Here is a 24,515-nt window from a genome sequence, read left to right as displayed (position 1 = left end):
CTCCCTGATCCGACGGCTGCGAATGCTTCTGTTCTGTTGAGCCGCGATAATAAACGTCACGCTGTGAGGGTCCAGCTTTGAATTTCCAAAAGATCAAGTTGGCTGCGGGCCTGTATTTTGTTGCCACTCCGATTGGAACAGCACGCGACATTACGCTCAGAGCCTTGGATGTTTTGGCCTCAGCCGATGTAATTGCGGCAGAAGACACCCGCAGTTTACGTCGCTTGATGGAAATACATGGCATCCCGCTGGAAGGCCGGCGTATCCAGGCCTATCACGACCACAGCGGCGCAGGCGCGCGCGGCAAGATTATGGAGGCGCTGGCGCAGGGGCAATCGGTGGCCTACGCGTCCGAAGCGGGAATGCCGCTGATTGCCGATCCGGGCTATGATCTGGGCAAGCAGGCCGCAGAAGCCGGGTATACCGTGACCTGTGCCCCCGGCGCGTCTGCCGTTGTAACGGCCCTGACGTTGGCGGGGCTTCCCACCGACGCCTTCTTTTTTGCAGGCTTCCTTCCTAACGCAACCAAAGCGCGCCGCACCCGCATCGAGGCGTTGAAGGACATCCCCGGCACATTGGTGTTCTACGAATCTCCGAAACGCGTTGCCGCCTGTCTGTCGGACCTGGCTGAATGCCTGGGACCTGAACGGCAGGCTGCGCTTTGTCGAGAGCTAACGAAAAAGTTTGAAGAGGTCCGCCGCGGCAGCCTGTCCGAACTGGCAGCGGAGTATCGGGACAAGACCGTCAAAGGCGAAATCGTCCTGTTGGTGGACCGCAGTCATTCGCAAAGTGTTAACGAATCCGACCTAGAAGAAGCTTTGAAACGAGCTTTGGAAAATCACTCGGTTCGGGATGCAGCGGGTCTTGTATCGGAAATGTACGACCTGCCGCGCCGACCGATTTACCAGAAAGCTCTGAAATTGGGCAAGGGATGACATGGGGCGGCGTGAACGACAGGGTTCGATCTCATACCACGCTGGACAGGCCGCAGAGTCACAGGTCGCCGCAGATTACGAACGTCGGGGTTTTGCCATAGCGCATCGCCGCTGGCGGGGCGCTGGCGGAGAGATCGACCTGATTGCACGCGACGGCGACGGGCTTGTGTTCATCGAAGTTAAGAAAAGCACCAGCTTTGAAAAGGCCGCTGCCCGGATCAGCCGCAGGCAGATCGAACGAATCTATGCCTCTGCCGCTCAGTTCTTGGAAAACGAGCCGACCGGGCAGCTGACAAACGTACGCTTTGACGCGGCACTTGTGGATGGCTCTGGCGCTGTTCACATCATCGAAAACGCCTTTGGTTTTGGCTAAGCCCCATTGAACCCACAGGCGTGCTGGTCCATGTATCTGGCGGGAAACTGAGGGACATGCCATGAAAATCGCCTTTCAAATGGACCCGATCGGGGCCGTGGATATCAACGCCGACAGCTCATTCCGTCTGGCGGAAGAGGCACAGGCGCGCGGGCATTCATTGTTTTTCTACGGTCCGGATCACTTGGCCTATCAGCAAGGTCGCATCACCGCGCGAGGTCACGACATGACCGTGCAAAGGATTGCCGGAGATCCTGCGGTTCTGGGCCCCGAACGTGAGGTGGATCTGGCCGATTTCGATGTCGTCTGGCTGCGTCAGGACCCGCCTTTTGACATGCATTACATCACGTCCACGCATTTGCTGGATCGTCTCAAGGGGCAGACGCTTGTCGTCAACGATCCGTTCTGGGTGCGCAATTACCCGGAAAAGCTGCTGGTGCTGGATTTCCCCGAACTGACCCCGCCAACAACGATTGCGCGCGACTTGCAGACGATCAAGGCGTTCAAGGAAAAGCACGGCGATATCATCCTCAAACCGCTTTACGGGAACGGCGGCGCGGGTGTGTTCCGGCTTGATGCCAATGACCGCAACCTGACTTCCTTGCATGAGCTGTTCACCGGATTCTCGCGCGAACCTTTGATCGTGCAGAAATTCCTGCCGGATGTCAGCAATGGCGACAAACGGGTGATCCTGGTGGATGGCGAAGCGGTCGGCGCGATTAACCGTGTACCAGCCGAAGGCGAAACGCGGTCGAACATGCATGTTGGCGGACGTCCGGAAAAGATCGGCTTGTCCGAACGCGATCTTGAGATCTGCGCGGCGATTGGGCCTCTGCTGAAGGAAAAGGGTCAGGTCTTTGTCGGAATTGACGTTATTGGCGACTATCTGACCGAGATTAACGTGACTTCACCGACTGGCATTCAAGAGCTGGAACGGTTTGATGGCGTAAATATTGCGGAAAAGATCTGGCAGGCCATCGAGGCCAGGCTTTAGGCCATAACCCGGGCAGAGATGCGAAAACTCAGTGCCTCGGCCACGTGTGGGCGGCGGATATCGGTCGCGCCGTCCAGATCGGCGATGGTGCGCGCCACCCTCAGGATTCTATGGAAGGCCCGGGCTGACAGGCCGAACCGATCCGCAGCTTTCAACAGCAGTTCTTTTCCTTCGGCATCGGGCGTGGCGATCTCTTCCAGTATTTTGCCTTCTGCGTCAGCGTTTTGTCGTAACTCCGGCGTGTCACGGAACCGGTCTGCCTGTATGGCACGCGCCCTTTCGACACGTGCTGCAACCGTCGACGAACTGTCGCCCGAAGGGGGCAGATCAAGGTCAATAAAGCCCACGGGCGGAACTTCGATCCGCAGATCGAATCTGTCCATCAAAGGGCCCGAGATTCGGTTCAGGTAATCTTCGCCACATCCCGGTGCCCGCGAACAGGCACGGGACGGGTCGGTCAGATAGCCGCATTTGCAAGGGTTGGCGGCGGCCACCAGCATGAAACGACAAGGGTACTTCACATGGGCGTTCGCGCGCGCCACCATGACTTCGCCGGTTTCAATGGGTTGGCGCAGGGTTTCCAGAACCGGCCGTGGAAACTCAGGGAATTCATCCATGAACAACACACCATTGTGGGCCAATGAGATTTCGCCCGGTTTGGCCCCTTTCCCACCACCAACTATGGCCGCCATCGAGGCCGTGTGGTGCGGTTCGCGGAACGGGCGTGTGCGGTTTATTCCGCCTTCATCCAGCAACCCGCATAGCGATTGGATCATCGACGTTTCCAGGGCTTCCACGGCTGTAAGCGGCGGTAGAATTCCGGGAAGCCGCGCCGCCAGCATGGATTTGCCCGATCCCGGCGTGCCGATCATGATCAGATGGTGACGTCCGGCGGCGGCGATTTCCAGGGCGCGTTTGGCGCGCTCCTGCCCTTTCACATCGCGCAGGTCGCGGTTGGACGGTGTCAGGTTCACTTCGCCGGGTTGTGCCGCTGGCAAAGGGGATTGGCCTGAGAAATGGCGCACGACCTCTCCAAGCGATCCGGCACCGATCACCTGAGTGGCATCGACCCAGGCCGCCTCGGCGCTGGAGGCGCGCGGACAAAGCAATGTGCGGTCTTCTGACGCGGCCGTCATCGCGGCGGGCAAAGCACCAACAACGGGCACCAGAGAACCGTCGAGTGACAACTCCCCCAATGCAACGGTGCTTTCCGCGGCATCGGCAGGGATGATGTCGAGCGCGGACAAAAGCGCGACCGCGATGGGCAGGTCGAAATGGCTGCCTTCTTTAGGAAGGTCGGCGGGGGACAGGTTGATGGTGATCCGCTTGGACGGCAGCGCAATGGCCATCGCGTTCAGCGCGCTGCGGACGCGGTCACGCGCCTCGGACACGGCTTTGTCGGGCAGGCCCACGATGGAAAAGGCTGGCAGTCCGGGTGAGACTGCGCATTGCACCTCGACCGGGCGGGCATCAACGCCTTGAAAAGCAACGGTGTGGGCGCGGGCGACCATGGCAGTCCTGTTTTGGTTAACAGGACGTTGCTGCCACGGTTCTGGTTTAAGAGTCGTTAACGGCTGCGCGCATGGCCGCGAATTTGGGCCATGCTTCGGGATCGGCCACGGTTTTGTTCCGGCAGAATGGGTTGCAGAACCCCCAACATTGTCCGTCTAGCTCCAGGAAATCGGTGACAGGCTTGCCGGAATACGGGCAGGCGGCGTTGATTGACGGACCACCTGAAACCGGCTTCGCAGCAGATACACCCCCGACCGGCCAGGGGCTGGACGGTAAACCCTGCGCGTATGGGAAGGTGTCGTACACAACGGTCAATCCCATGGCGCGCCACTGTCTGACTATGGGATCAGAGAGCAATTCCATGCAATAAGCCCGGTTCGCCTCTGACACCGGCAGCCCATATCCTATAATCCGCGCAGCAACGGGTGTGTAGAAGACGTCTGCCAGTGAATAGGCACCAAATAACGGGCCTTGGTCTGCCCCTGACACGCTCCGCGCATGTGCCCAGAGTGTTTCAATCCTCTCCAGGTCTGACAAAGTCGCCTCAGACGGCGTAAAGCCTTGCCACACGTTGCGCAGCTGCATGGCGCATTCTCCACGCAGGGCGCTGAAACCGGCTACCATTTCGGCGCATAGCCAGCGGGCTGTTGCCCGGGCTGCGGCATCCGAAGGCCACAACCCGGCATCGGGGTGGCGTTCGGCCAGGGTTTCGGCCATCGCCAGGCTTTCCCCCACAACCGTTCCATCCGGCATGCGCAGGGCAGGGACAAGGCGGGCAGGGGCCAGCGGTTCCATGTCTTGCGCCATGGTGCCGGAATAGAGGCCGATCATGTGGCTGCGATAGGGCAGGTTGAATTTCTCAAGCATCAACCAGCCGCGCATTGACCAGCTGGAGAAGAGGCGATCGCCGATATAAAGGTCATATGTCATGCGCGGACGATGCCTCAGCTTTGCGGACCGGTAAATCAGTGATTTGTGTTGGACCTGTTCACGGAAGGTGATTGATCGATCCGACAGTCCACACCCCGCCGTTGACAGCAATATCCGTAACGGAAAGGTTGTCGATCCGATGCGCAAAGGTCCGCTGCCCGTCCAGACCAAGGGCGCGTTGTACTTGCGTTAGGATTACGCCGAAATGCGCGACGATCACCAGATCGCGGCCCGTATGCGCGGACATAAGCGCGTCGATCGCGGAATCGACCCGGTCGCGGACCTCATTCCAGCTTTCACCTTGCGGTGGGCGGACATCACCGGGGTTGTCCCAGTAGGCAAGAGCCAGCTCGGGGTCTTCGGCTTCAATATCGGCAAACCCGCGAAGCTCCCACTGACCGAAATGGATTTCCCGCAGGTTCGGGTGATGTGGCAGACGGTGACGCTGGCCCTGAATGGCCGAAGCAGTGTCAATTGCACGCGACAGGTCGGACGAAATCACAAGTGCATCGGGTGGCAAATGATCGTGCAGGCGCTTCAGCGCTGCTGTATCGCTTAGATCAGCAGGCAGATCGGACCAGCCAACCATCGTCTTCGCATGCGTAGGCCCATGGCGAACAAGATGCAGTCGCGTCACGGCAGCTGCCCTTTCAGGACCAACGGCAACCCGGCAGCCACTTGCACCACCAGATCAGCTTGTGCCGCAAGTGCGATGTTCAGCCGACCCTGCGCTTCGCGAAAGCGACGGGCAAGCGGGTTATCGGGAACAATACCGTGCCCGACCTCGTTCGACACGATCACTACCTGCGCTGTACATGCGCGCAGGGCCTTTAGCAGGTCAGTTTGGACTGCCCCCAGATCGGTTTCGGCCAGCAAATGATTGCTGAGCCATATGGTGGCGCAATCTACCAGACACACCTGATCCGAGGATAGGCTGGACAGCACCGGTCCCAGGTCAAGAGGCTCTTCAATCGTGGTCCAACCGCCGCCCCGCTGTACCAGATGGCGATCAACCTTCTGCCGCATCTCGTCATCAAACACTTGTGATGTCGCTAGGTAAACTCTATTTTTCCCAGTAGAAACAACGAGGTTCTCGGCAAATGCCGACTTGCCCGAAGCAGCTCCACCCAGAATTAAGGTTAAATCTGACGTCACAGTACTTACCTAAAGATGATCCAATTGGTGCTGTTTTGCGTATCGGTCATAGGTCGGCATGGCAAGCCCGGCCAACGCCTGCAAAACAGGGGAGAGGTTTATGGCACTGGACAACGCGACAGATTTTTCGATGTCCCGGCAAGCGATGAAGGCCGAGTTGCTGGATGCGGAAACGGAACTGAAGCTGGCCTATGCATGGCGTGACCAGCGTGACGAACAGGCACTGCACCGCCTGATCACAGCGTATATGCGGCTGGCAATTTCGATGGCGGCCAAGTTCAAACGCTATGGCGCGCCGATGAATGACCTTATCCAAGAGGCCGGTCTGGGATTGATGAAGGCCGCAGACAAGTTCGACCCTGATCGCGGCGTGCGGTTTTCGACTTATGCGGTGTGGTGGATCAAGGCGAGCATTCAGGACTATGTGATGCGGAACTGGTCCATGGTGCGAACGGGGTCCACCTCGGCGCAGAAATCGCTGTTTTTCAACATGCGTCGGGTTCAGGCCCGCCTTGAACGCGAGGCCGCGACCGAAGGTCTTGAATTGGATCGCCACCAGCTGCATCAGATGATTGCCACGGAAATCGGGGTTCCTCTGCGCGACGTTGAACTGATGGAAGGTCGGCTGTCAGGGTCAGATTTTTCTCTGAACGCGGTGCAATCCGCCGACGAAGACGGGCGTGAATGGATCGATGCGCTGGAAGATGAACGTGAACAGGCCGCCGAAGCAGTTGAACACACCCACGATACCAAACAATTGCGCCAGTGGTTGCTGATCGCGATGAACGCACTGAATGACCGCGAGCGGTTCATTGTGCGCGAACGCAAACTGCGCGAGCCTGCGCGGACACTGGAAAGTCTCGGCGTCGAGTTGGGTCTGTCCAAGGAACGCGTGCGACAGCTTGAGGCTGCGGCGTTCGCAAAAATGCGCAAGAACCTTGAAGCCCAGTCGAGCGAGGTGCAACACTTCATCGCATGAAACAGCTTGCGATTCTTGCCTGTGTTCTGGGCCTTACGGTTACAGCAGCGCGACCTGGACTGGCGGAAAATCTTATTTCTGATGATGTGGCTCTCGCGATGCGGGATGCGGATGTGGTCATTCTGGGAGAGGTTCACGACAATCCCCGCCACCACCTTATTCAAGCTGAAGCGATTATGAAAATCTCACCCTCGGCTGTTGTCTGGGAGATGGTTACCGAAGAAGGCGCGCAACGGCTGGCGCAAAAAGCGGTGTCCAACCCTGAAGAGTTGAGCCGCATTCTGCAATGGGCAGAAAGCGGTTGGCCACCTCTTAGGCTGTATTATCCGGTGTTCAAGGCCTCAGGCGCGCCGGTTTACGGGGCCATGGTGCCGCGTGCTGCCGCGCGGGCCGCGATGGAACGCGGAGCAGCCACCGCGTTGGGTGCAGATGCGGCGCGTTATGGTTTGACTGTACCGCTGACGCCTGAGGAGCAGGAGGCGCGCGAGGCGGATCAACTGGCCGCGCATTGCGATGCTCTCCCGCCAGAGATGTTACCCCAGATGGTTGCGATCCAGCGACTGCGCGATGCTGTGCTGGCTCGCGCCGTGATGCGCGCGATGGAAGAAACGGGTGGCCCGGTTGCCGTGATCACTGGGAACGGACATGCGCGCAAAGACCGAGGTATCCCGACATATCTTGAACGGCTACAACCCGGATGGAAGGTGGTCTCGGTCGGACAGTCTGAGGACGATATTATCGATGGCGACTTTGATCTCGTAATCGATAGCCCCACAGTAGAGCGTGAAGACCCCTGTGTGGCGTTTCAGGTTCAGAATTAATCGCTGGAACAACCTGCTGGCCTTGCCTAATGTCGGGGCCGACCGGGACAGGAAGGGCTGAACATGCTGTCATCCAAACGCATTCTGCTGATCATTGGCGGCGGCATAGCGGCCTACAAATCGCTGGATCTGATCCGCAAGCTGCGTGAGCGTGGCGCGGCCGTGACGCCTGTGCTGACGCGTGCGGCAGAGGAATTTGTAACACCTCTGTCCGTGTCTGCTCTTGCCTCAGAAAAGGTCTATGGCGATCTGTTCAATCTGACCGCCGAGGCCGAGATGGGCCATATCCAGCTGTCACGCTCTGCCGATCTGATTGTTGTGGCCCCAGCAACCGCGGACCTGATGGGCAAGATGGCCGGGGGGTTGGCAAATGATCTGGCATCGACCCTTCTGATGGCGACGGACACGCCTGTTCTGTGTGCGCCCGCGATGAATGTACGCATGTGGGAACACCCGGCGACGCGACGCAACCTGAAGCAGCTTCAAGCGGATGGCGTGCGCTTTGTTGGCCCAAATGAAGGTGATATGGCCTGCGGTGAATATGGCCCCGGACGCATGTCAGAACCGCTGGAAATCGTCGCGGCGGTTGAGGCGCAGCTTGCGGCAGGACCCTTGGTAGGAAAGCGCGTGCTGGTAACATCGGGCCCGACGCATGAGCCGATTGATCCGGTTCGGTATATCGCGAACCGCTCTTCCGGGGCGCAGGGATCGGCCGTGGCACAGGCGCTTGCGGATTTGGGGGCCGAGGTGATCTTTGTCACGGGCCCTGCTGACGTACCGCCACCGGCGGGTGTGCAGGTCGTGCCGGTCGAGACCGCGCAACAGATGTCGGACGCGGTTGATGCGGCGCTGCCCGTCGACGCGGGCGTGTTTGCGGCGGCGGTGGCAGATTGGCGTGTGGCCAGTGCGTCGGACAAGAAACTGAAGAAAAGCCGCGACGGTCTGCCGGTTCTGGAATTTGCCGAGAACCCCGACATTCTCAGACGCGTCTCGCGGATGGAAAATGGGCGCCCACCTTTGGTTGTCGGCTTTGCAGCCGAGACCGATGACGTGATCGAACATGCCACCGCCAAGCGACTGCGCAAAGGCTGTGACTGGATTGTTGCCAACGATGTCAGCCCTGCCACCGGGATCATGGGCGGGTCCGAGAATGCAGTTATCCTGATCTCGGACAGCGGAGCCGAAGAATGGCCGCGTATGGGCAAGGCCGAGGTTGCGCGGCGGTTGGCAAGCAGGATCGCAGACGCGTTGGCGGGCTGAAGGAAAGGCAAAACCATGGTTGCAATTCGAGTGATCCGCGAAGACGGGGCAGACCCCGCCGTGGCGCTTCCGTCTTACGAAACTGCGGGTGCTGCTGGCGCGGACGTGCGTGCCAACTTGCCCGAGGGGGTTTCGATTATGCTGGAGCCCGGACAGCGGGCGCTTGTGCCGACCGGTCTGCGCATTGAAATCCCGCAGGGATACGAGGTTCAAGTTCGACCCCGCTCGGGCCTTGCACTGAAACACGGGATCACGCTGCCCAATACGCCGGGCACTATTGACAGTGACTATCGCGGACCTTTGGGGGTGATCGTGATGAATTCCGGCCAGGAACGGTTCGAGATTGCTCATGGCGATCGTATCGCGCAGCTGGTAGTTGCCCCTGTTGTGCAGGCGGCATTCGAACTGGCTGAGGCATTGGGTGAAACAGATCGCGGGGCTGGTGGTTTCGGCTCGACCGGGCGCGGCTGATGCTGCTGGTTCTTGTTCTGGCAGCTGGGCTATGGGGCGTCGGCTATATCGCGGGCGCGTCAAAAACCGCGCGTGTGGTGTCGGTGAGTGTGTTGTTGGTCGGGGTGATCCTGTCTCATCTGATCTTTCCGGATGGGCATCCCCTGCGCGAAGCAACCGGTGGGTCCGCGGCACTGTGGCTGATCCTTGCAGGTTTCGCGGCCATCGTTTTGCTATATGGCCGTGTGCTGAAGGCCCTTCGCAACCGTGCAGTAAAGGCCTCCAAACCGGAATCTACCTTGCCCTCTGACCGTTTCACTGAAACCGAGCTGAACCGGTATGCCCGCCACATCGTGCTGCGCGAATTGGGCGGGCCGGGTCAGAAAAAGTTGAAACAAGCCCGTGTTCTGGTGATCGGTGCGGGAGGTTTGGGCGCCCCGGCGCTGCAATACCTGGCGGCCGCAGGTGTGGGTACAATCGGGGTCATTGACGACGACATAGTCGAGAATGCGAACCTTCAGCGGCAGGTGATCCACCGCGATGCAGATATCGATATGCCCAAGGTCTTTTCCGCCCAGCAAGCGATGGAGGCGCAGAACCCGAATGTGGTGGTTCTGCCCTTTCATCGCAGATTGAGCGATGATATCGCGGCAGATCTTTTTGCCGACTTCGATCTGATCCTTGACGGTACGGATAATTTTGAGACCCGCTATCTGGCCAACCGGACTGCCGCCGCGCTGGGCAAGCCTCTGATTTCGGGGGCCTTGTCGCAGTGGGAAGGGCAGCTCAGCGTGTTTGACCCAGCCAATGGCAGCCCGTGCTATCAGTGTATCTTTCCCGAAGCCCCGGCCCCCGGTCTGGCCCCGTCCTGCTCCGAGGCCGGTGTGATTGGCCCGTTGCCGGGCGTCGTCGGATCGATGATGGCGGTTGAGGCGATAAAGGTGATCACGGGCGCTGGCATGGCGCTGCGGGGTGAGATGCTGATCTACGACGCCCTATATGGTGAAAGCCGCAAGATCACACTGACCCGCCGTGCTGATTGCCCCATCTGCGGTACCGCAAGCGATTAACCTTTCTTAACGTGGGCTGGGGGTTCTGGAACACCCGGCCATGGCGAACTAGCTATAGGGTCAAAGGAGATCCGCATGACCAACCCGATCCTGTCCAACTGGACCACCCCATTCGAAATAGCCCCTTTCGCCGATATTTCGGATGATGATTTTGCCCCGGCTCTGGATCAGGCGATGACCGCGCATAACGCCCAGATCGATGCGATTGCAGCAAATGCAGAGGCCCCTACTTTCGCCAACACAGTCGAAGCCCTCGAGGCTGCGGGCGAGCAGCTGGACAAGGTTCTGTCGGTCTTCTTCACCGTTGCAGGCGCAGACAGCAACCCAAAGCGGGAAGAGTTGCAGCGCGCGTTTTCACCCAAGCTTTCGGCGCATTTCTCGGGAATTTCCTCGAACAAGGCGCTGTTTGAACGCGTTGCCGACCTTTGGGCACGGCGCGATGACCTGAACCTGACCGAGGAACAGGCACGCGTTCTGATGCTGACCCATCGAGGTTTTGTTCGTGCAGGTGCGGCGTTGGACGGGGAGGAAGACGCTCGTATGCAAGAAATCAAGTCGCGCCTCGCCTCGTTGGGGACATCCTTTACCCAGAACCTGCTGGCGGATGAGCGGGATTGGTTCATGGACCTGACCGAACAAGATCTGCAGGGCCTGCCGGATTTCGTTGTGAATGCGGCGCGCGCTGCTGGTGTGGAAAAGGGCGCGGGGGGGCCGGTTGTTACTCTGTCCCGGTCGCTGATCGTGCCGTTTCTTCAGTTTTCACCTCGTCGGGACCTGCGCGAAAAAGCATATCGCGCCTGGGCTGCCCGCGGGGCGAATGGCGGCGAGACCGACAATCGCGAGATCGCGGCTGAGATTCTGGGTTTGCGTGAGGAACGCGCCAAGCTGTTGGGTTATGACAGTTTCGCCGATTACAAGCTGGAAACCGAGATGGCGCGCACGCCGGACCGGGTGCGTAAGCTGTTGATGCAGGTGTGGGAACCTGCCAGGGCCCGCGCCGATGCGGACGCAGAAATCCTGACCCGGATGATGCAGGACGACGGCGTCAACGGCCCGCTGGAAGCATGGGACTGGCGCTATTATGCTGAAAAGCGGCGTAAGGCGGAACATGATCTGGATGAGGCGGAACTGAAACCCTACCTACAACTTGACCGAATGATCGAGGCATCGTTTGCTTGCGCAAATCGCCTGTTCGGGCTGGAATTCAAGCCTTTGAACGTGCCGCTTTATCACCCTGATTGCCGCGCGTGGGAGGTTACACGCAACGGTCGGCACGTCGCCGTGTTCATCGGTGACTACTTTGCACGGGGGTCAAAGCGATCAGGTGCCTGGTGCAGCGCGATGCGGGCACAGGCCAGATTCCCGAATGAACAGGCACCGATTGTCATCAATGTCTGCAACTTCGCCAAGGGTGATCCGGCACTGCTGTCTTATGACGATGCACGCACCCTGTTCCACGAATTTGGCCACGCCTTGCACCAGATGCTGTCCAATGTGACCTACGAAAGCATCTCGGGTACCTCGGTTGCGCGCGATTTTGTCGAACTGCCCAGCCAGCTTTATGAACACTGGCTGGAAGTGCCCGAAGTTCTGGCCGAGTTTGCCACCCATGCCGAAACGGGCGAGCCGATGCCGCAAGAGATGCTTGAAAAAGTGCTGAATGCTGCCAATTTCGACCAGGGGTTCCAGACGGTGGAATATGTCGCCTCGGCCCTTGTTGATCTGGCCTTCCACGATGGCGACGCCCCAGCAGACCCGATGGCAAAACAGGCCGAGGTTCTAGCCGGGTTGGGGATGCCGCAAGCCATTGGAATGCGCCATGCCACGCCCCACTTTGCGCATGTATTCGCAGGCGATGGCTATAGCTCGGGCTATTACAGTTATATGTGGTCCGAGGTGATGGATGCTGACGCCTTTGCCGCCTTCGAAGAAGCAGGTGGCGCCTTCGATCCCGAACGGGCCAAAGCGCTGGAAGATAGTATCTTGTCCACCGGCGGTTCGCGCGAGGCAGAGGACCTGTATCTTGCGTTCCGGGGGCGATTGCCGGGCGTGGATGCCCTGCTAAAAGGCCGCGGTTTGATTGCGGCGTGACGTCAGTAGCCCAGCGTGCGGTCGACCAGGTGCACAAAGGGCTCACCGGCTTCGCCACGCCGGATGTTTTCGCAAATGACCTGTGCGGCAGTGACAGGGCGTGTCTCGGACGCTATGTGAGGGGTCACGGTGACATTCGGATGCGCCCAATAGGGGTGGTCGGCGGGCAAGGGCTCGACACGAAACACATCCAGCGTTGCGTGGCCCACCTGACCCGAGTTCAGGGCATTCAACAGCGCATCATCATCAATCAGCGGCCCGCGTCCCGGGTTGATGATCCGCGCACCTTTGGGCAGCAGGGCCAGCGTTTCCGCATTCAGCGCATTTTCAGTGGCAGTAGTATCGGGCAGCAACAGTACTACAATTTCTGCGTGAGAAAGCGCCTGGCGCAACCCTTCGGCACCATGCAGGCATGTTACACCGGGAATGTCCCTGGCTGTACGGCTCCAGCCTGAGACCCGAAACTCAAGCGCTGTCAGCGCGCGGGCCACGGCTTCGCCCAATGCACCAAGCCCCAGAATACAAACGTTGCGCTCTTGCGCCAGCGGTGGGACGTCTGGGGTCCAGACACCGTCCTGTACCATGATGTGCCGGTCCATCCCCAGATGGTAGCGCAGCACGTGGCCAACCACCCACTCGATCATACCCTGCGTCAGACCGTGATCCACCATCCGCGCCAGCGGAACGGTCAGTGTTTCGTTACCCACGATTTTTTCGACCCCGGCCCAAAGGCTCAGCACCGCTTTCAGGCGCGTGAAAGGTCTGAAATCCTGTACCCCTCCGTTTGGGGCGTAAACAACGTAGTCGACCTGATCCGGTTCGAACTCGGTTCCAAGCTGAACGTCCAGACCCGCCTCATCAAGATATTGTGTCAGCAGCGGCTCATACACCGGCCATAGGGCAGGGCGCGCGGAAAACAGGACGTTCACAGACATCAGAGACCTTTCAGATCAACGGGGGCGGTGAATATGGGCGCTTTGGACGATGCCAAAGGCTGCCATTAGAACCAGCATGGCCGAGCCACCATAGCTGACCATCGGCAATGGTACACCCACGACAGGAGCCATGCCCATCACCATCGACATGTTGACGGCAAAAAACAGGAAGAAGTTCAGCGCGATACCCAGCGTGACCAGAGATGAAAACCGGTCCTTGGTTGCCAGTGCCGTGACCATGCAGAAAACCAGAATCAAGGCATAAAGGGTCAACAGGGTCGTTCCCCCGACAAATCCGAACTCTTCGGCCAACGTCGTGAAAATGAAATCGGTGTGCTTTTCGGGCAGGAAGTTCAGGCGGGACTGCGTGCCCTGCATGAACCCACGCCCGTTCCAGCCCCCGGAACCCAAGGCAATCTTGGATTGGGTTATGTGGTAACCGGCCCCCAGGGGATCGGTGGACGGGTCCAGAAAGGTGTCGATGCGCCGAAACTGATAGTCCTTCAGCAATTGCCAGTCGGTCCCACGGCTGTTGAAAACAGTGGCGATCAGACCCACGACAGCAGCAATAACGGCGGCAAAATAGGCCCAGTGAACCCCTGCCAGAAACATCAACCCACCTCCTGCGGCCAGAAGCAGGATAGATGTGCCGAGATCGGGCTGTTTCAGAACCAGCAATGTAGGCAGGATGATCAGGACAACCGGGATAAGAACCCAAAGCGGGCGGGATGTTTTATGCGAGGGAAGCCAGTCGTAATAGGCCGCAAGCAACATGACCAGCGTGACTTTCATGACCTCCGAGGGTTGCAGGCGCATGAACCCAAGGTCGATCCAGCGCTGCGCACCCATTCCGATGGTGCCGAACAGTTCAACAAATACCAGCAAAGCCACCGAGCCGAGATAGGCCAGCACCGACATGTTGCGCCAGAACCAGATCGGAACCAGTGCGATGATGAACATCACTGCCAGACCAAGCCCGAAACGTTCCATCTGCGGCTCGGCCCAGGGCGTCCACGAACCGCCCGCAACGGAATACAACATCAGAAAGCCCGCGCTGGCGGTGCTGATCAACAGCAACGTCAGCGGCCAGTTCATATACAGGAATTTGCGAAACCCCGACGGCGTGGATTTGACGGCATATTCAAGATAGCTCATGCACGGTCCTTTCCATCCGGTCGCGCCTTGGGGCGTTTTTCACCCTCCAGCCGTTTTTGCTGTTCTTTGATGTGTTCGCGGTCGGCGACGGGGTAGGCTTCAAGCGGCGGAGTGCCGTCATAAAGAGCTTGCAGCATGATGTCGCGTGCAATCGGGGCTGCGGCCGTGGACCCGCCGCCGCCATGCTCAACAACCACGGCTACGGCGTATTTCGGGTTATCAAACGGTGCAAAGCAAACGAACAGTGCGTGGTCGCGGCGTTCCCACGGCAGGTCCTCGTTGCGGATCACGCCTGCCGCCCGTTCGGCCTTGGTTATGTTTCGAACCTGGCTGGTTCCGGTTTTCCCTGCCATCCGGAACTCATCCGCGATGATGCGGCTTCGATATGCCGTGCCCCGCCTGTCATTCGAGACCGAGAACATGGCCTTGCGGACCTGTTCCAGATTGTAGGAATTGAGGCCCAGTGGTTCTCCGGCGCCCGAGGGTTGTTCAACACCGTCGATCGAGCGCACCAGGCGCGGCGTGACTGCACGACCGGTGGCGATGCGGGCGGTCATCACAGCCAGTTGCAGCGGCGAAGCCAGCATGAAGCCCTGACCGATGGACGCGTTTGCCGTATCGCCCACAAGCCACTCCTGACCATACGCGCGCTGCTTCCATTCCTGATTGGGGGCCAGCCCATCTGCCACTGCAGACATCGGGATATCATGCTTGACCCCCAGTCCCAAAGTGCGGGCCATGTCAGAGATCTTGTCGATGCCAACCCGCAGAGCCACGTCATAGTAATAGACATCGCAGCTGCGTTTCAGCGAGAGGTTGAGGTCGACCGTCCCGTGCCCACCACGTTTCCAGCAATGGAAGCGACGACTGCCGACCTTCAGGTGCCCGGGGCAGTACACGGTGTTGCCGGGGGAGACTACGCCAGCTTCCAACGCGGCCAGCGCGGTGACCATCTTGAAGGTCGATCCCGGAGGATATGTGCCTTGCACGGACTTATTCGCCAGCGGACGATACTTGTCTTCTGTCAGTGCCCGGTAATCGGCGACCGAAATGCCGCGAACAAACAGGTTCGGATCAAAACTGGGTGCCGAGGCGACCGCGCGCAGGTCGCCGGTTTCGCAGTCTATGACAACTGCGGCCGCACTTTCGCCCGCCAGTCGCGCCTGTGCATATTGTTGCAGTTCAGCGTCGATGGACAGTTGCAGATCTGCCCCGGGTTGTCCTTCCTGCCGGTCAAGCTCGCGCATGACACGCCCCGTCGCGTTGACCTCGACCCGCTTTGCACCGGCTTTGCCGCGCAGTTCGATTTCCTGCTTTGCCTCAAGGCCGACCTTTCCAATCTGGAATCTTGGGATGCGCAATACCGGCTCAGGGTCTTCGATTTTGCTGAGGTCATAGTCGCTGACCGGGCCGACATAGCCGACGATATGGGCGAAATCCTCGTATCGTGGGTATTGCCGCGTCAGGCCGACCTCGGGCGTTACGCCCGGCAGCGCCGGAGCATTGACCGCAACCTTCGAGATATCCTCCCACGTAACCTGATCCGCCAGCGTCACCGGCAGAAACGGGGCCGAGCGGCGCATTTCAGTCCTGGCGCGCTCGATCTCATCTTCGTTCAGAGGGATCAGTTCCGACAGTTTGGCGATGACTTTTTCCACGTCATCGGCATCCTCACGCACAATGACGATGCGATAGGAAGGTGAGTTCTGGCCGATGATCTGACCGTTCCGGTCATAGATACGCCCACGGGTCGGTGGGATAAGCCGGATGTTGATGCGGTTTTCTTCGGCCAATAAGCGATATTCGTCGGCCTGTTCTACCTGCATGAACCGCATTCGTGCCGCCAGACTGCCTATGAACACCGCCTGTAGACCACCCAGCAACAGCGCTCTGCGTGGCAGTCGCTTATAGGCAAGGCCCTGGGATTTGGGTTTGCGCTGTTTCATGCCCGGCTTCCCACAGCGCTGACATCAGCAGCGGATATGCGGCGGACTCCCAACGCGCTTTGGCTAAGCAACACGACCAACGGGTAGACAGCGACCGTCAGCACAAGCTGAACCACGACTGGCCCCAGTGCAGCCTGCTGCACGGACATCACCGATAGTACTAACCTGTTCATCAAGATGACCGCCGTGATCACAATGCCGACAGACATCCACTCCCCGGCAAATCCCGCATCCCTCATACCCAAAGCCGCTGACCGCAGATAGGTCGACCCGACTACGGTCAGCGCTGCCAATAGACCCGGTGGACGTTGCAGCAGAAAGTCGGCCATCAGCATGACAAGCGCGACCAAAACAGTCGGGACGTAATCGGGCCGCCGCAACACCCAGGCAAAAGTCAGGGCAATCAGGACGTCGGGAAAAGGCCAACGATCGGGTTGAGCGTCCAATGGCAACAGGTGCAGAAACAGCACAGCAAAAGCCAGCAAGGCATAAAGGCTGCGCATGGCCCAGATTTGCGAAGTCGGTCTATCCATCGCTGACCTCATCCGGGGTCAATGCCACCTCTGGGCGGGTGGGGCCTACGATACTACCCGGATCCTGAATGGGCGGAGCCGAGTGAAACCGCAGAACCCTGAGAAACTCGAGCCTTTCGAAATCTGCCGACAGTCGGACCCGCAGGCGCCCCCCTGGGTCTGCCGCGATTTGACCGATCAGCAGGCCCGCAGGAAACACGCCGCCATCACCCGAAGTGATCACCCGGTCACCGGGGCGAACCAACTCGCGGTTCTCAAGAAACTCCACCGCGGGCGCGGGGTTGTTGTCGCCTTTGATCAGAGCGGTCTGCCCAGAAGGTTGAATGGTTGCGGGAATGGCGCTGGTCGCGTCCGTCATAAGGATCACGCGTGCCGTGTCAGGGCCAACACCTGATATCCGGCCCACCAGGCCAATGCCGTCCATCGTGGCCCATCCATCTACGATCCCGTCACGCTCTCCGACATTCAGCAGAACGGATTGCCGGAATGGCGACCCGCTATCGGCCATGACAACGCCGGTGATGTAGGTCAGACGAGGGTCAAGGCGGACATTGTTCAAATCCAGCAGTCGCGCGTTTTCCTGTTCGAGCTGCAAAGCAGCCTCTTTCCAGGCGCGCATTAGGCGCAGTTCGCTACGCAGTTCCCTGTTTTGCTCGCTCAGGCGCTGATAGCTTTGGAAGTCACGTACCAGATTGACGGCGGCAGTCACCGGGACCATGGCCCATTCCATTGATGGTACAACCGTATCCACGATTCGCGCGCGGAACCGTTCTACGCGCGGGCTGTCGATCCGCCACAAAAGGAAGATACCAAGCAGGCACAGCACAACGATCCCCAGCAACAAGCGTCGCAGGGGGGTCGTGTACTCATCGCGCTGTGATCGGTCTTTTGCCACAGGTTACCTTCCCGTGCTGCTCGCGCCGATATAACCCTATCTTCCGAGGGTGCGCGCCTTAGCTTTCGTAGTCAATCGCGTGGCGCAGCTGTTTTTCATATTCCAGTGCCTTGCCGGTGCCCAAAGCCACACAATTCAGGCTTTCGTCCGCAATGGATACCGCCAGGCCTGTCTGTTCGCGCAGGGCCAGGTCCAGATCGCCCAGCAGCGCGCCGCCACCGGTCAGCATCACACCACGGTCGACAATGTCAGCAGCCAGATCGGGGGGCGTTGTCTCAAGTGCGGTCATAACCGCCTCGCAGATCTGTTGCACGGGCTCTGACAACGCTTCGGCTATCTGGGCCTGGCTGATCTCGATTTCCTTGGGCACGCCGTTCAACAGGTCACGCCCCCGGATATGCATCGACTGACCGCGCCCGTCGTCGGGCATGCGGGCGGTGCCGATGGTTGTCTTGATGCGCTCAGCCGTGGATTCACCCACCAGAAGGTTCTGTTGGCGACGCAGGTAGGAAATGATGGCCTCGTCCATCCGGTCACCACCAACACGGACCGAACGGGCATAGACAATGTCGCCCAACGACAGAACCGCAACCTCGGTGGTGCCCCCGCCAATATCGACAACCATGTTGCCGGTCGGGTCGGTGATCGGCATGCCGGCCCCGATCGCGGCCGCAATCGGTTCGGCAATCAGGCCCGCGCGACGGGCACCTGCTGACAGGACCGACTGACGAATTGCGCGCTTTTCGACCGGGGTTGCGCCATGGGGAACGCAGACGATGATCTTGGGTTTCGAGAAAGTCGAGCGCTTGTGCACCTTGCGGATGAAGTGCTTGATCATTTCTTCGGCAGTATCAAAATCGGCGATCACACCTTCGCGCATCGGACGGATGGCCTCGATCGAACCGGGCGTCCGACCCAGCATCAGCTTTGCATCTTCGCCAACGGCCAGAACTTTCTTCACACCGTCCTTGACGTGATAGGCCACAACCGAAGGTTCAGACAGGATGACACCGCGCCCCTTGACGTAAACCAGCGTGTTTGCTGTTCCAAGGTCGATAGCCATGTCCGCTGTGAACAGGCCGCCCAGATTGCCAAAGATCCCCATGTTTTCCCTGATCCTGTAATGTCGGTTTTCTACTGCCCGCGACTCGACGGTTCCGGGACGGATGACTTATAGGGTGCCATCACGCCCGGTAAAAGGGCTGATTCCGCGACAATCAGCGCCTTTCCGCCTTATTGAATGGGACTTTAGAAGGCAAAATGCTCTCTTATCAACACATTTACCACGCCGGGAATCTGGCGGATGTCCAAAAGCACGCATTACTGGCGTGGGTGCTGGATTATCTGACACGCAAAGACAAGCCGCTCAGCTATATCGAGACGCATTCCGGGCGCGGGTTGTACCGGTTGGATGCAGACGAATCCATTCGGACAGGAGAGGCAGCGGCAGGGATCGGTCGCGCACAGCGGGAAGGGTGGTTCGGGCCCGACCACCCGATGGAGCAGGTCCTGAAGCAGGTACAGGCCCGGTACGGCGACGCGGCCTATCCGGGATCGCCGATGATTGCTGCGACTATGTTGCGGGAACAGGACAGTTTGCACCTCGCGGAACTGCACCCACAGGAATTTGCGGCCCTGTCGTTGGCGATGTCGCCGTTTGGGGCGAAGGTCTATCAGCAGGATGGGTTCGATCTGGCGCAGTCTTTGCTGCCTCCGACTCCGCGCCGGGGCATGATGCTGATTGACCCCAGTTACGAGGTGAAAACCGATTACGACCGCATGCCCGGCATTATCGCCAAGCTGCACCGCAAGTGGAATGTGGGCGTGATTGCCCTTTGGTACCCGATCCTGACGGATGAGAGGCACTTCGGGATGGTCGCCGCTTTGAAGGCTCAGAATATGCCGAAATCTGTGCGTCATGAGGTCCGCTTTCCCGCCGCGCGCGAAGGGCATCGGATGGTGGGGTCCGGGATGTTCATTGTGAATGCGCCATTCGGGTTTGCCGAAGAAACGCAAAAACTGGATGCGCTTTTTTCCGGTCTCGGCTGACACCAGACGACATGTTGAAGGCGCACGCCACCTCGCCGATACACGCCCTGCATGTACCGATTAAAATTCTTGTTCGGTCAGGGCATGCGGCACTAGACTTGGCGCTGGGGGGATCGCAATGAATCGCAGACTCGCAGCAGTTCTGGCAGCAGACATGGTGGGTTACAGCCGCCTGATGGAAGCGGATGAACAAGGCACCTTGGCCCGTTTGCGCACTCATAGGATCGAATTAATCGACCCGTCGATCGAAAAAAACCGAGGCACTGTTATCAAGACAACCGGCGATGGGATGTTGGTCGAGTTCACCAGCGCCTGCGATGCCGTGGCTTGTGCCGTCGAAGTCCAGAACCGGATGTTTCGCAGAAATGCAGATGTGCCTAAGGATCAGCGCATCCAATTTCGGATCGGCATCAATCTGGATGAAATCATCTTTGAAGACGGGGATATTTTCGGCAGTGGGGTCAATGTGGCCGCGCGCCTGGAACAGTCTGCCTCTCCTGGTGACGTGTTGATTTCCGGCGCGGTGCACAACCAGGTGACCAGTCGGCTGGATCTTCGCTTTCAGGATCTGGGGGAGATTTCGCTCAAGAATATTTCCCAGCCGGTTCATGCCTTCCGCGTTGAACTGGACGCGCCTGCTGCGGCGGCTGGTGAAAATTCCAAAGAGGACGGCTCAACCAGAGTCGTCAAACCGACAATTGCGGTTCTGCCGTTCGAGAACATGAGCGGCGATCCCGAACAGGAGTTCTTCGTCGACGGTTTGACTGAAGACCTGTTAACCGAACTCAGCCGTCGGCACGAGTTGTTCGTGATTTCGCGCAATTCCAGTTTCGTCTACAAGGGGCAGGCCGTGAACCTTCGCCAAGTCGGCGAGACTCTGGGCGCGCAATACATCGTCGAAGGCAGTGTGCGCAAAGCCGGAAATCGCCTGCGCGTCACGGTACAGTTGATCGACAGTCAGAACGACGCCCATATCTGGGCCGAGAAATACGACCGTGACCTGGATGATATCTTTACCATCCAGGACGAGGTCACTTCGGCAGTTGTGGCGACACTGCCGGGCCGCATCGAAGCGTCGCAACAGGAAGAGTTAAAGCGAAAGACCCCTTCAAATTTCGCGGCGTATGAGTGCGTTCTGGCCGCAAAGGTTCTGCACCACCGCAGCACACGTGAGGACAATGCCGAAGCGATGAAACTGATCGAGCGGGCCATCGAACTGGACCCGGAATATGCTCATGCCCATGCCTGGCGCGGTTGCATTCGCGGTCAGGCCTGGGGGTACGGCTGGGCCGAGGACGGCGAGGCGATGAAGATGCTGGCGCTAGATTCGGCCAAGAAGGCGGCATCACTGGACGATAACGATGCCGACGTACACAGACTGATGGCGGCGGTGGAAATTTTGCAAAATGACCTTGGGCGCGCCCGCTACCATCAGGAACGCGCGCTGTCTTTGAATCCAAACTACGATTTGGTCGTGGTGCAGATGGGAGAGTTGCTGACCTGGTCTGGTCGGCCCGAGGAAGGCGCCGAGTGGATCGAAAAAGCGATGCGTCTGAACCCCCATCATCCGGCCCGGTTCTGGAGCCATTTGGGCAAAGCCCATTTCGGCGCAAAGCAATATGAAGCTGCGATCGAGGACTTTTCGCGCTTGCCGGCATTGGATGTGGTTCAGCACGCCTATGTTGCGGCGTGTCACAGTTGGCTGGGCAACGAGGCCAAAGCCCGCCAACATGTCAAGGAAATCCATGTGTCACAGCCGGATTTGACTGTTCAGGACCTTGTCGCGAACCTTCATTACGGACGCGAAGAGGATTTGCAGCATCTTATCCAGGGGCTGGCTAAGGCCGGATTGTCCTGAGGTAAAAAACGGCCCGGAAGTTCGGGCCGTTTTCTGGAGCTTCGTCGATCAGGTCAGGTCTTTATAGCTGATCTCGCGCGCATCTGCGCCCGGTCCAGCCTTTTCACGGCGCACGATCAGGCGGTTGAGAGCGTGGATATAAGCCTTGGCTGACGCCACGACGGTATCGGTGTTTGCCGACTGGCCTGTTGCGATCATGCCATCCTCTTCCAGGCGCACGGAAACCGTTGCCTGCGCGTCCGTGCCCTCGGTTACGGCATGAACCTGATAAAGCTGAAGACGCGCCGTGTTGGGATAAATCGCACGAATCGCCTTAAAGGTTGCATCCACCGGGCCGTCGCCATGTTCGGTGGCGATTTTGTCCACGCCTTCAACTTCCAGCTCGACCGTCGATTCCGCCTGACCACCCGTGCCGCAAGTCACCTTCATCGAAACCAGTTGCAGGTGGTCGTCAGCCTCGTCCAGCGTCATCAGCGCAATGAGATCGTCGTCGAACACCTCTTTCTTGCGATCCGCCAGATCCTTGAACCGGACGAAGATATCCTTGAGTTGGTTGTCACCAACCTCAAACCCCAGCGTTTCGAGCTTGTCGCGCAAGGCTGCGCGGCCCGAATGTTTGCCAAGCGGCAAGGATGTTCCCGACAGACCAATGTCCTCAGGACGCATGATTTCAAAGTTTTCGCGGTTTTTCAGCATCCCGTCCTGATGGATGCCACTTTCATGGGCAAAAGCGTTCTTGCCGACAATTGCCTTGTTGAACTGCACCGGAAAGCCCGAGACCGTCGCGACCCGACGCGAGATGTGCATGATCTTGGTGGTGTCGATGCCAGTGTGCCACGGCATGATATCGTTGCGCGTGCGCAGTGCCATGACCACTTCTTCCAGCGCCGTGTTGCCTGCGCGTTCGCCCAGACCGTTGATGGTGCATTCAATCTGGCGCGCACCGCCTGCGACAGCGGCCAGCGAGTTCGCGGTCGCCATGCCAAGGTCGTTGTGGCAATGGGTGGCAAAGATCACGCCATCCGCCCCCGGCACCGTTTCGATCAGCCGCTTGATCAGGTCCGCGCTTTCCACCGGAGCGGTATAGCCCACCGTATCCGGGATGTTGATCGTGGTTGCCCCGGCCTTGATCGCGATCTCGATCACACGACACAGGTAATCCCATTCGGTTCGGGTCGCGTCCATCGGAGACCACTGCACGTTTTCGCACAGGTTGCGCGCATGGCTGACCGTTTCGTGGATCTTGTCGGCCATCTCGTCCATCGTCAGATTCGGGATGGCACGGTGCAGCGGTGAAGTGCCGATGAACGTGTGAATGCGGTTCTTCTCGGCGTGTTTTACCGCCTCCCAGCAGCGGTCGATATCGGCAAAATTCGCGCGGGCCAGACCGCAGATGCGGCTGTTTTTCGACCGTTGTGCAATTTCGGTCACAGCCTTGAAATCGCCTTCCGACGCGATGGGGAAGCCGGCCTCGATAATATCGACGCCCATGTCGTCCAGCAACTCGGCGATCTCGAGCTTTTCGTCATGGGTCATGGTGGCGCCGGGGCTCTGCTCGCCGTCGCGCAAAGTGGTATCGAAGATCAAGACGCGGTCTTGGTCGGTCACGTTGGTCATGGGGTTCTCTTTCTTCTTCTGTCCTAAAGCCTATGGCGCGCTGGCGTCCTCCTCTGAGCGGGCGCGCCGGATGGCACGCTCAGAGGCGGATTAGGATCAGTAGGCCACGCAGCGACGCACCGCGAAGGGCGGTGTCGACACAAGGGATATCTGCGCGGTTGATCATGGGATAGAGGTTATACAGAGCCCGCCGGGAATGGAAAGAACCAATTTGCAATACGCGAACTTCTGGCAACTGCCCTTTTTTGACAGCCTTGATTGTTCGCACAGCGCCGCTAGCTGGTCACGGATGGAAACTGCATTGATAATTGGTGCTTCTGGCGGAATTGGCGCAGCTGTTACCGGACGGCTGGTTGAGCAGGGCGTTTCGGTCACGCGTTTGTCCCGGTCGGAGGACGGCTTTGACCTGACTGATCGGGACAGGACGATGCTGATGCTTGAAAGCCTGCCAGACCAGTTTGATCTGATTCTGGTGGCTTCGGGCGCGTTAGAGATAGACGGCGCTTTGCCGGAAAAGACCATTCGGGCGATTTCAGCCAAAGCCATGATGGATCAGTTTGCGTTGAATGCCGTTGGTCCGGCATTGGTGCTAAGCCGCGCGTATCAGCTGTTGCCGCGACATAGACGATCTGTATTCGCGGTGCTTTCGGCGCGGGTGGGATCAATCGGGGATAATCGGACAGGTGGTTGGATCAGTTACCGTGCGGCTAAGGCAGCGGTCAATCAGGTCGTCCATACCGCCGCAATTGAATTGGCCCGAACACATAAACAAGCAATTTGCGTCGCCCTTCACCCCGGCACGGTAAAAACAGAGTTCACGAACAAATACCTGGGTCGTCATCCTGCCGTCGAACCTGAAGCAGCCGCCGACAACCTGTTGAACGTGATACGCGGGTTAACGCTGGCTGATACCGGTGGGTTCTATGATTGGGCCGGTAAGCCGGTCCCGTGGTGAGC

At 59.0% G+C, this 24,515-nt stretch carries 23 protein-coding genes; 12 read left to right on the top strand and 11 right to left on the bottom strand.

The features are described 5' to 3' along the window. Positions 1-77: 77 nt before the first annotated feature. From rsmI to gshB, 3 genes are all read left to right on the top strand, one after another. Complete coding sequence (gene rsmI / locus AC2FLZ_RS04465; RefSeq protein ID WP_496881875.1) at positions 78-935, top strand: 16S rRNA (cytidine(1402)-2'-O)-methyltransferase; 858 nt, start codon at positions 78-80, stop codon at positions 933-935. A gap of 1 nt (position 936) precedes the next feature. Then, complete coding sequence (locus AC2FLZ_RS04460) at positions 937-1,308, top strand: YraN family protein (protein WP_480494278.1); 372 nt, start codon at positions 937-939, stop codon at positions 1,306-1,308. A 61-nt stretch (positions 1,309-1,369) separates the two neighbouring features. After that, positions 1,370-2,302, top strand: coding sequence for a glutathione synthase (gene gshB, locus AC2FLZ_RS04455; RefSeq protein ID WP_496881874.1), 933 nt, complete (start codon positions 1,370-1,372; stop codon positions 2,300-2,302). On the opposite strand, the gene AC2FLZ_RS04450 is transcribed toward gshB, so the two are convergent. From AC2FLZ_RS04450 to cobU, 4 genes are read right to left on the bottom strand one after another with little or no spacing between them, the layout of a single operon-like run. Beyond that, positions 2,299-3,813 carry a YifB family Mg chelatase-like AAA ATPase gene (locus AC2FLZ_RS04450; RefSeq protein WP_480494275.1) on the bottom strand — a complete coding sequence of 505 codons (1,515 nt, stop codon included), beginning with the start codon at positions 3,811-3,813 and terminating at the stop codon, positions 2,299-2,301. The two genes, gshB and AC2FLZ_RS04450, sit on opposite strands and share 4 nt — an antisense overlap. 46 nt (positions 3,814-3,859) lie before the next feature. Continuing rightward, positions 3,860-4,744: a glutathione S-transferase gene (locus AC2FLZ_RS04445; protein WP_496714918.1), complete on the bottom strand. Its 885-nt coding sequence runs from the start codon at positions 4,742-4,744 to the stop codon at positions 3,860-3,862. A 58-nt stretch (positions 4,745-4,802) separates the two neighbouring features. Then, the gene (locus tag AC2FLZ_RS04440) at positions 4,803-5,381 is read right to left on the bottom strand and encodes a histidine phosphatase family protein (RefSeq protein ID WP_496714919.1); all 579 of its coding nucleotides are present in this window, start codon (positions 5,379-5,381) and stop codon (positions 4,803-4,805) included. Continuing rightward, positions 5,378-5,899 carry a bifunctional adenosylcobinamide kinase/adenosylcobinamide-phosphate guanylyltransferase gene (gene cobU / locus AC2FLZ_RS04435; protein WP_496714920.1) on the bottom strand — a complete coding sequence of 174 codons (522 nt, stop codon included), beginning with the start codon at positions 5,897-5,899 and terminating at the stop codon, positions 5,378-5,380. The genes AC2FLZ_RS04440 and cobU overlap by 4 nt, the downstream gene beginning before the upstream one ends. 100 nt (positions 5,900-5,999) lie before the next feature. On the opposite strand from cobU, the gene AC2FLZ_RS04430 reads away from it, so the two are divergent. From AC2FLZ_RS04430 to AC2FLZ_RS04405, 6 genes are all read left to right on the top strand, one after another. Next, positions 6,000-6,878 (top strand): RNA polymerase factor sigma-32, encoded by an 879-nt coding sequence (locus AC2FLZ_RS04430; protein ID WP_480475174.1) that lies wholly within the window; start codon positions 6,000-6,002, stop codon positions 6,876-6,878. Further along, a complete protein-coding gene (locus AC2FLZ_RS04425; protein ID WP_480518503.1) occupies positions 6,875-7,699 on the top strand; it encodes a ChaN family lipoprotein in 825 nt (274 codons plus the stop codon). Before AC2FLZ_RS04430 ends, AC2FLZ_RS04425 begins: the two co-directional genes overlap by 4 nt. 63 nt (positions 7,700-7,762) lie before the next feature. Further along, positions 7,763-8,959 (top strand): bifunctional phosphopantothenoylcysteine decarboxylase/phosphopantothenate--cysteine ligase CoaBC, encoded by a 1,197-nt coding sequence (gene coaBC / locus AC2FLZ_RS04420; RefSeq protein WP_496714922.1) that lies wholly within the window; start codon positions 7,763-7,765, stop codon positions 8,957-8,959. Positions 8,960-8,974: 15 nt separating this feature from the next. Then, positions 8,975-9,430: a dUTP diphosphatase gene (gene dut, locus AC2FLZ_RS04415; protein WP_496714924.1), complete on the top strand. Its 456-nt coding sequence runs from the start codon at positions 8,975-8,977 to the stop codon at positions 9,428-9,430. Then, on the top strand, positions 9,430-10,479 hold the full coding sequence (locus AC2FLZ_RS04410) for a HesA/MoeB/ThiF family protein (RefSeq protein ID WP_496714926.1): 1,050 nt from the start codon (positions 9,430-9,432) through the stop codon (positions 10,477-10,479). The genes dut and AC2FLZ_RS04410 overlap by 1 nt, the downstream gene beginning before the upstream one ends. Before the next feature lie 75 nt (positions 10,480-10,554). Continuing rightward, the gene (locus AC2FLZ_RS04405; RefSeq protein ID WP_480554189.1) at positions 10,555-12,570 is read left to right on the top strand and encodes a M3 family metallopeptidase; all 2,016 of its coding nucleotides are present in this window, start codon (positions 10,555-10,557) and stop codon (positions 12,568-12,570) included. Between the two features lie 2 nt (positions 12,571-12,572). On the opposite strand, the gene AC2FLZ_RS04400 is transcribed toward AC2FLZ_RS04405, so the two are convergent. Genes AC2FLZ_RS04400 through AC2FLZ_RS04375 form a run of 6 tightly spaced genes read right to left on the bottom strand, consistent with a single transcriptional unit; the run spans position 12,573 to position 19,139 of the window. After that, positions 12,573-13,505, bottom strand: a complete 933-nt coding sequence (locus tag AC2FLZ_RS04400) for a 2-hydroxyacid dehydrogenase (RefSeq protein WP_480554188.1) — start codon at positions 13,503-13,505, stop codon at positions 12,573-12,575. A 15-nt stretch (positions 13,506-13,520) separates the two neighbouring features. Further along, a complete protein-coding gene (rodA, locus tag AC2FLZ_RS04395) occupies positions 13,521-14,660 on the bottom strand; it encodes a rod shape-determining protein RodA (RefSeq protein WP_480475188.1) in 1,140 nt (379 codons plus the stop codon). Beyond that, positions 14,657-16,606, bottom strand: coding sequence for a penicillin-binding protein 2 (gene mrdA, locus AC2FLZ_RS04390; RefSeq protein ID WP_480475190.1), 1,950 nt, complete (start codon positions 16,604-16,606; stop codon positions 14,657-14,659). Before mrdA ends, rodA begins: the two co-directional genes overlap by 4 nt. Beyond that, entirely contained in the window at positions 16,603-17,139 is a 537-nt protein-coding gene (locus AC2FLZ_RS04385) for a rod shape-determining protein MreD (RefSeq protein ID WP_496881873.1), read from the bottom strand. The genes mrdA and AC2FLZ_RS04385 overlap by 4 nt, the downstream gene beginning before the upstream one ends. After that, positions 17,132-18,034, bottom strand: coding sequence for a rod shape-determining protein MreC (gene mreC / locus AC2FLZ_RS04380; protein ID WP_480554186.1), 903 nt, complete (start codon positions 18,032-18,034; stop codon positions 17,132-17,134). The genes AC2FLZ_RS04385 and mreC overlap by 8 nt, the downstream gene beginning before the upstream one ends. Positions 18,035-18,092: 58 nt before the next feature. Then, positions 18,093-19,139: a rod shape-determining protein gene (locus AC2FLZ_RS04375; RefSeq protein ID WP_480475196.1), complete on the bottom strand. Its 1,047-nt coding sequence runs from the start codon at positions 19,137-19,139 to the stop codon at positions 18,093-18,095. Positions 19,140-19,294: 155 nt separating this feature from the next. Between AC2FLZ_RS04375 and AC2FLZ_RS04370 the strand changes: the two genes are divergently transcribed. Continuing rightward, positions 19,295-20,083: a 23S rRNA (adenine(2030)-N(6))-methyltransferase RlmJ gene (locus tag AC2FLZ_RS04370; protein WP_496881872.1), complete on the top strand. Its 789-nt coding sequence runs from the start codon at positions 19,295-19,297 to the stop codon at positions 20,081-20,083. A gap of 118 nt (positions 20,084-20,201) precedes the next feature. Continuing rightward, complete coding sequence (locus tag AC2FLZ_RS04365; protein ID WP_480475200.1) at positions 20,202-21,941, top strand: adenylate/guanylate cyclase domain-containing protein; 1,740 nt, start codon at positions 20,202-20,204, stop codon at positions 21,939-21,941. Between the two features lie 48 nt (positions 21,942-21,989). Here the strand turns inward: AC2FLZ_RS04365 and AC2FLZ_RS04360 are convergent, their stop codons facing one another. Next, positions 21,990-23,558, bottom strand: coding sequence for a 2-isopropylmalate synthase (locus AC2FLZ_RS04360; protein ID WP_480554184.1), 1,569 nt, complete (start codon positions 23,556-23,558; stop codon positions 21,990-21,992). A gap of 289 nt (positions 23,559-23,847) precedes the next feature. On the opposite strand from AC2FLZ_RS04360, the gene AC2FLZ_RS04355 reads away from it, so the two are divergent. Beyond that, positions 23,848-24,513 carry an SDR family NAD(P)-dependent oxidoreductase gene (locus AC2FLZ_RS04355; protein ID WP_496714939.1) on the top strand — a complete coding sequence of 222 codons (666 nt, stop codon included), beginning with the start codon at positions 23,848-23,850 and terminating at the stop codon, positions 24,511-24,513. Positions 24,514-24,515: the final 2 nt, after the last annotated feature.

Source organism: Ruegeria sp. YKSF131 (assembly GCF_059612645.1).
The sequence above is the reverse complement of the archived record's forward strand: the minus strand, read 5'-3'. Positions and strand labels throughout refer to the sequence as shown.

Bases quoted from the DNA above. Each gene is read 5' to 3' on its own strand.
- mrdA (WP_480475190.1), bottom strand. From the start codon at position 16,606: ATGAAACAGCGCAAACCCAAATCCCAGGGCCTTGCCTATAAGCGACTG.
- rodA (WP_480475188.1), bottom strand. From the start codon at position 14,660: ATGAGCTATCTTGAATATGCCGTCAAATCCACGCCGTCGGGGTTTCGC.
- AC2FLZ_RS04430 (WP_480475174.1), top strand. From the start codon at position 6,000: ATGGCACTGGACAACGCGACAGATTTTTCGATGTCCCGGCAAGCGATG.
- AC2FLZ_RS04385 (WP_496881873.1), bottom strand. From the start codon at position 17,139: ATGGATAGACCGACTTCGCAAATCTGGGCCATGCGCAGCCTTTATGCC.
- AC2FLZ_RS04355 (WP_496714939.1), top strand. From the start codon at position 23,848: ATGGAAACTGCATTGATAATTGGTGCTTCTGGCGGAATTGGCGCAGCT.
- AC2FLZ_RS04450 (WP_480494275.1), bottom strand. From the start codon at position 3,813: ATGGTCGCCCGCGCCCACACCGTTGCTTTTCAAGGCGTTGATGCCCGC.
- AC2FLZ_RS04375 (WP_480475196.1), bottom strand. From the start codon at position 19,139: ATGGGGATCTTTGGCAATCTGGGCGGCCTGTTCACAGCGGACATGGCT.
- AC2FLZ_RS04410 (WP_496714926.1), top strand. From the start codon at position 9,430: ATGCTGCTGGTTCTTGTTCTGGCAGCTGGGCTATGGGGCGTCGGCTAT.
- AC2FLZ_RS04460 (WP_480494278.1), top strand. From the start codon at position 937: ATGGGGCGGCGTGAACGACAGGGTTCGATCTCATACCACGCTGGACAG.
- AC2FLZ_RS04370 (WP_496881872.1), top strand. From the start codon at position 19,295: ATGCTCTCTTATCAACACATTTACCACGCCGGGAATCTGGCGGATGTC.
- AC2FLZ_RS04365 (WP_480475200.1), top strand. From the start codon at position 20,202: ATGAATCGCAGACTCGCAGCAGTTCTGGCAGCAGACATGGTGGGTTAC.
- AC2FLZ_RS04425 (WP_480518503.1), top strand. From the start codon at position 6,875: ATGAAACAGCTTGCGATTCTTGCCTGTGTTCTGGGCCTTACGGTTACA.
- AC2FLZ_RS04405 (WP_480554189.1), top strand. From the start codon at position 10,555: ATGACCAACCCGATCCTGTCCAACTGGACCACCCCATTCGAAATAGCC.
- dut (WP_496714924.1), top strand. From the start codon at position 8,975: ATGGTTGCAATTCGAGTGATCCGCGAAGACGGGGCAGACCCCGCCGTG.
- AC2FLZ_RS04445 (WP_496714918.1), bottom strand. From the start codon at position 4,744: ATGACATATGACCTTTATATCGGCGATCGCCTCTTCTCCAGCTGGTCA.
- gshB (WP_496881874.1), top strand. From the start codon at position 1,370: ATGAAAATCGCCTTTCAAATGGACCCGATCGGGGCCGTGGATATCAAC.
- AC2FLZ_RS04400 (WP_480554188.1), bottom strand. From the start codon at position 13,505: ATGTCTGTGAACGTCCTGTTTTCCGCGCGCCCTGCCCTATGGCCGGTG.
- AC2FLZ_RS04360 (WP_480554184.1), bottom strand. From the start codon at position 23,558: ATGACCAACGTGACCGACCAAGACCGCGTCTTGATCTTCGATACCACT.
- coaBC (WP_496714922.1), top strand. From the start codon at position 7,763: ATGCTGTCATCCAAACGCATTCTGCTGATCATTGGCGGCGGCATAGCG.